This window comes from Microcystis sp. M_QC_C_20170808_M3Col, assembly GCF_007095505.1.
GTDB lineage: Bacteria > Cyanobacteriota > Cyanobacteriia > Cyanobacteriales > Microcystaceae > Microcystis.
The window spans coordinates 1-4504 of the sequence record NZ_SFBY01000229.1 but is presented as its reverse complement, the minus strand read 5'-3'; the positions used below and the strand labels follow the sequence as shown (position 1 = coordinate 4504).

Annotated in this window: 7 protein-coding genes and 1 pseudogene; 6 read left to right on the top strand and 2 right to left on the bottom strand. The window is 42.3% G+C overall.

Annotated features, from left to right (window positions below; all coding sequences use genetic code 11):
• Positions 1–28: 28 nt before the first annotated feature.
• Positions 29–1099, bottom strand: coding sequence for an IS630 family transposase (locus EWV84_RS10235; RefSeq protein WP_287077909.1), 1071 nt, complete (start codon positions 1097–1099; stop codon positions 29–31).
• 413 nt (positions 1100–1512) lie between these two features.
• Here EWV84_RS10235 and EWV84_RS10230 point away from each other — a divergent pair, with 413 nt between their 5' ends.
• From EWV84_RS10230 to EWV84_RS10205, 6 genes and pseudogenes are all read left to right on the top strand, one after another.
• Positions 1513–2034, top strand: coding sequence for a photosystem I assembly protein Ycf3 (locus EWV84_RS10230; RefSeq protein ID WP_002770118.1), 522 nt, complete (start codon positions 1513–1515; stop codon positions 2032–2034).
• Between the two features lie 154 nt (positions 2035–2188).
• Positions 2189–2485 carry an Asp-tRNA(Asn)/Glu-tRNA(Gln) amidotransferase subunit GatC gene (gene gatC / locus EWV84_RS10225; RefSeq protein WP_147069868.1) on the top strand — a complete coding sequence of 99 codons (297 nt, stop codon included), beginning with the start codon at positions 2189–2191 and terminating at the stop codon, positions 2483–2485.
• A gap of 140 nt (positions 2486–2625) precedes the next feature.
• Positions 2626–3027: a phosphomannose isomerase type II C-terminal cupin domain gene (locus tag EWV84_RS10220; protein WP_287077908.1), complete on the top strand. Its 402-nt coding sequence runs from the start codon at positions 2626–2628 to the stop codon at positions 3025–3027.
• A 304-nt stretch (positions 3028–3331) separates the two neighbouring features.
• A pseudogene (locus EWV84_RS10215) lies at positions 3332–3439 on the top strand (sigma factor-like helix-turn-helix DNA-binding protein); the annotation flags it as partial.
• The gene (locus EWV84_RS10210; protein WP_287077907.1) at positions 3439–3813 is read left to right on the top strand and encodes a hypothetical protein; all 375 of its coding nucleotides are present in this window, start codon (positions 3439–3441) and stop codon (positions 3811–3813) included. The pseudogene EWV84_RS10215 and the gene EWV84_RS10210, both read left to right, overlap by 1 nt.
• Positions 3814–3833: 20 nt before the next feature.
• Positions 3834–4334, top strand: a complete 501-nt coding sequence (locus EWV84_RS10205) for a Spy/CpxP family protein refolding chaperone (RefSeq protein WP_287077906.1) — start codon at positions 3834–3836, stop codon at positions 4332–4334.
• Here the strand turns inward: EWV84_RS10205 and EWV84_RS10200 are convergent.
• The coding region (locus tag EWV84_RS10200; RefSeq protein ID WP_287077905.1) for a hypothetical protein at positions 4306–4504 on the bottom strand (199 nt) is incomplete at its 5' end. The two genes, EWV84_RS10205 and EWV84_RS10200, sit on opposite strands and share 29 nt — an antisense overlap.

Below are 4504 nucleotides of genomic sequence, written 5' to 3'. Positions count from 1 at the left end.
AAATCCTGTTTTGAAAAGCTGATAACAATCAGTCATAAGTTAGCCAATGATAGTTAGTCAAGTTTTTAATTTCATTAGTCATTGTTTCGAGATACTGACAACGAGTTATCAGAATTTCTTCTAGTTCTTCAATTGTTTCAAAATACTCATTAACCAGAGGTTCATCTACTAGAGACCACAATCTCTCGGCTGGCTGTAGTTCTGGCGAGTAAGCCGGTAGAAAATCGAGCATGATTCCATCAGGAACTTCAAGTTTTTCACTTCTATGCCACCGGGCATTATCTTGTACTAATAGGACAATTTTTTCTGCTGATAACCCGACATCTTTTGCAAAAGATTGATAGACTAAACTTAACCATTGATGATTAACTCTTGGGATTAAATACCAGAGTGTTTTTCCTGTTTTTGGCTCAACAAACCCGTAAACATATAACCATTCATAACGATGATGCACTAGGGCAGAAGGCCTTTCTCCTATTGGAGCCCAGACTTTTCTAATGATTGGGTTTAAGCCAACTCGATGTTCGTCAAAGAACCAGACTTCTACTTGATGATTGGGAAATTTATTTCTTAATTCTTGGACTTTTACTGGTAAATTTTGCTTAAATTTTTCTTGTTCAACTGGGTCTCCCTTTTTATGTTTTGGCCTGGGTTTTTGACAAGAATATCTCGACTTTTTTAGGTAATCCCATCCCCTTTGATTCCAAACTTTTTCTCGCCCCGTTTCCTTTTCTATCCATCTGGCTACCTTCGGTCCTGTCCAAATTCCTCCATCCGCAGGACGTTCTTTCAGTTCTTCTTTTAATTTTTGAAATTGTTCTTCCTTCAATAAAGGTTCTTTTCCTCTCCGATGTTCTGCACTTTTTTTCTTGAGATTTTTAACTCCTTCTTCTCCTAATTCATTATATTTCTTGAGAATTCTAAAACTATATTGATAATCTAACCCCACAGCTACCGCCGCATTTTTGATTGTCCATCCTAAGGATATTTTCCACAATAAGTGCCATCTTCTTGTTTCCACTGAGTCTTGACTGCTTCTGTATCTATCTTTCAGTTCCTCTGAACTTAGATGTTCGGCTAAGTAAGCTTTCTTGGGCATTTTATCTCCTCGTCTTTACTTGTTTTATTATAACAGGATTTAGTATTATAGGTAAAGTTGCACCAATGCTCGTCGGAATGAGATGCGTTCCGACTAGGTTCTTGGCTGGAGCAAGATTTAATCCAGCAATAAAGTGATAATGCGTAGCTATGCGCTACAACAAATCAAAGGAATTGAGGTATTGATTATCGCAAAGTATGTTCAACCCAGAACCGGAGCAGAAATGCTTGGAGTCCACGTCTGAACCCTTGTCAAGTGGGAGCAGAATGAGCCATTAACTTCTTGCCATTGCCGGACTAGCAAAGAGCCTCTAAATCGAAACCCTAGCCAGAAAAATCGGAAAAACAGCCCTAGGGTTGCTTGCGAGTGCTATAAAGGTAGATAGTCATCTCGATCGCCTAATCGTCCTAACTATGCCACGCACTCAACGTAACGATAATTTTATTGATAAATCTTTTACCGTCATGGCGGATATCATTTTAAAGATACTCCCCGCCAATAAAAAAGCCAAGGAAGCCTTTGTTTATTACCGCGATGGGATGTCTGCCCAAGCTGACGGCGAATACGCCGAAGCCCTCGATAATTACTATGAGGCTTTAACATTAGAAGAGGATCCTAACGATCGCAGTTATATCCTCTACAATATCGGTATTATCCACGCTAGTAACGGCGAGCATGAAAAGGCTCTGGAATACTACGAAGAAGCTATCCAACTTAATCCCAGAATGCCCTCCGCTTTGAATAATATCGCCGTTATTTACCATTTTCAGGGGGAAAAAGCCAGAGAAGACGGTCAACAGGCCGAAGCGGAAGCACTCTACGACAAAGCAGCAGAATACTGGAAACAAGCCATCCGATTAGCCCCCAATAACTACATTGAAGCCCAAAACTGGCTGAAAATCACCGGGCGATCGGAAATTGATGTTTTCTTCTAAATTGAGGAGACAGAATTCAGGAGACAGGAGTTAGGAGTCAGGAGATTATTTTTATTTATTCTCCCCATCTCCCCAACCCCCATCTCCCCAACCCCCAACCCCCAACCCCCAACCCCCAACCCCCAACCCCCAACCCCCACACCCCATTTCTCCCATGATCGATCGAGCTACAGTTGAAAAAATCGCCCATTTAGCCCGTTTAGAGATTAATAGCGGCGAAGAAGAACAATTTGCGGGGCAATTAAGCGGGATACTGGATTATTTCGAGCAGTTAAGCGAATTAGACACGGAAAATGTGCCACCCACCACGCGAGCGATCGAAATTCAAAATATCACTCGCGCCGATAGTAATAGACTTTATCCCGATCACGAGGTCTTAGTGCAAGAATCGCCGGCCCCAGAAGGGGATTATTTCCGGGTTCCCCGTATTCTCAACACCGACGAAGACTAAATCAGTGATCAGTGATCAGATTTGAGTTTTCAGTTCACTGATTACTGATTAATGTTTACTGATCACTGATTTAGATGCCATCTAGGGTTTTTGCTGCTATCTTGGACTAAGATCAGACCTAGCAATGGAGACATAATATAATGATCGCATCTCAAGATGTGGCACCATTTCAGCTTGTTTCGAGCGTAGAATCGGCAGCAACAGAATTTAGGCCCTGGGGTTCTTTCACCACTCTAGAAGAAGGTCTTGGTTATAAAATCAAGCGAATTGAAGTGAATCCGGGTCATCGTCTCAGTTTACAGATGCACTACCATCGCAGTGAACACTGGATTGTCGTTTCGGGAACGGCAAAAGTCACCTGTGGAGATAACGAAGAAATTCTCGGAGCCAATCAGTCCACTTATGTGCCGCAGTGTACCGCTCACCGTCTGGAAAACCCCGGGGTGATCAAATTGGTGTTAATTGAAGTACAAAATGGGGAATATTTAGGAGAGGATGATATAGTCCGTTTTCAGGATGATTATGCTCGCCATCAGAGCTAAGACTGTGTTTAGGGAGACAGAAGGGGAAGAAACTATTTTTCGCCCAAAAAACCTTTTTAGGTTAGTCTGCCTGACTGTCTTCCCTACCCTCAAGGCTCGTCAAGTTCTAGAAAAAATTTCGGCGTTGCTGATTTGAGATATGAATCTTCTTTTGTGGGATTTTTAAAACCTAGACCCAAACTAACTTTTGGGGCGTTGCTGATTTGAGATATGAATCTTCTTTTGTGGGATTTTTAAAACCTAGACCCAAACTAACTTTTGGATGGGTGCAAGGTTGTCATTCATGCCTTGATTCAGCAACGCCAAGGAAATTGCCCAAATCTTAGAAATTCCCCTCGGTACGGTGAAATCACGTCTTCATTATGCGCGTAAAGCCATGGGTCAATTTTTGCAAAAACAAGGAGTTCTCTAATGTCCCCAGAAGATGACAAAGTGGTTAATTTTCTGCGTCGCTATCGTCCATCGCTGCCACCTCGACCGATAGATCAAGAAGAACAGTTAATGCAAATGATTAGGGGAGAAAAACCGGTAACTTCCCCAAAATCCCTGCCTTTATTGGGGTTGATCACTGGTATTACTGCCTTACCGGCACTGATTTTTGCTTCCTATCGTTGGTCTCATCCTCATCCACAACTGGGCCAAATTTCCGACGAGGAGTTAGAAGCTTTTTTAGTGGAGAGTTGGGACTATAGCATCGCTCCACCGATTGCTGATCCTAGCGTTTATAGTTCCCCTTGGACGACCTTAAACGAGCCTCAACTCACCTATTCTACCTATAATCCTTAATTTCTTTGTGGAGGTCAATTATGTCCCTTTCTACTCTCTCGATTCTCGGCACGACCATGGCTTTAACTCTAGCCGTTAACCTAGCCCCAACTGCCACTGTGTTATCCTATCCCCAAGATCGTCTATTTATCGCTCAAACTAGCTCTCCCCAGCGTCCTGAGAGTCGTCCCCGTGGGATGAATAATTCTAGAGAAAGACTAATCGAACAATTAAACCTTACCGATGACCAAAAGTCAAAAATTGCCGCTATTCGTCAGAAATATCAGGAAAAAACCCAAAAATTACGAGACACCCTGAGAAGCAACGAACAAGAACTAAATAGTTTATTATCGAATAATGCCTCCGATCGAGATATCCGCTCTAAACATCAGCAAATCTCTCGGAATCGCCAAGAAATCAGTAACCTGCAATTTGAGAGTTTTTTGGAAATTCGCCAAGTGTTAACTCCCGCTCAAAGAACGGAATTTTCCCAATTAATGCAGGAACGTTGCCCTAATTCCCGCAATTGCGGGCGACAATAATTCCTATCAGTTCGGATTCAGGAACTTTAACTGGCGATCGAGTTTGATTCCGATAGTTAGTAAAAGTATAGTCAAATATAGACAGACTGAATTCCATTTCAGAAATTCCCTTCACTTTTACTTCGAGAGATTGATTCTCCTTGGGTGAACTACGCACCTCTCTATCCCAT

What these genes read in the sequence shown, in the direction of transcription:
- gatC (WP_147069868.1), top strand. Translation starts at nt 2,189, where the DNA reads ATGATCGATCGAGCTACAGTTGAAAAAATCGCCCATTTAGCCCGTTTA.
- EWV84_RS10210 (WP_287077907.1), top strand. Translation starts at nt 3,439, where the DNA reads ATGTCCCCAGAAGATGACAAAGTGGTTAATTTTCTGCGTCGCTATCGT.
- EWV84_RS10235 (WP_287077909.1), bottom strand. Translation starts at nt 1,099, where the DNA reads ATGCCCAAGAAAGCTTACTTAGCCGAACATCTAAGTTCAGAGGAACTG.
- EWV84_RS10220 (WP_287077908.1), top strand. Translation starts at nt 2,626, where the DNA reads ATGATCGCATCTCAAGATGTGGCACCATTTCAGCTTGTTTCGAGCGTA.
- EWV84_RS10230 (WP_002770118.1), top strand. Translation starts at nt 1,513, where the DNA reads ATGCCACGCACTCAACGTAACGATAATTTTATTGATAAATCTTTTACC.
- EWV84_RS10205 (WP_287077906.1), top strand. Translation starts at nt 3,834, where the DNA reads ATGTCCCTTTCTACTCTCTCGATTCTCGGCACGACCATGGCTTTAACT.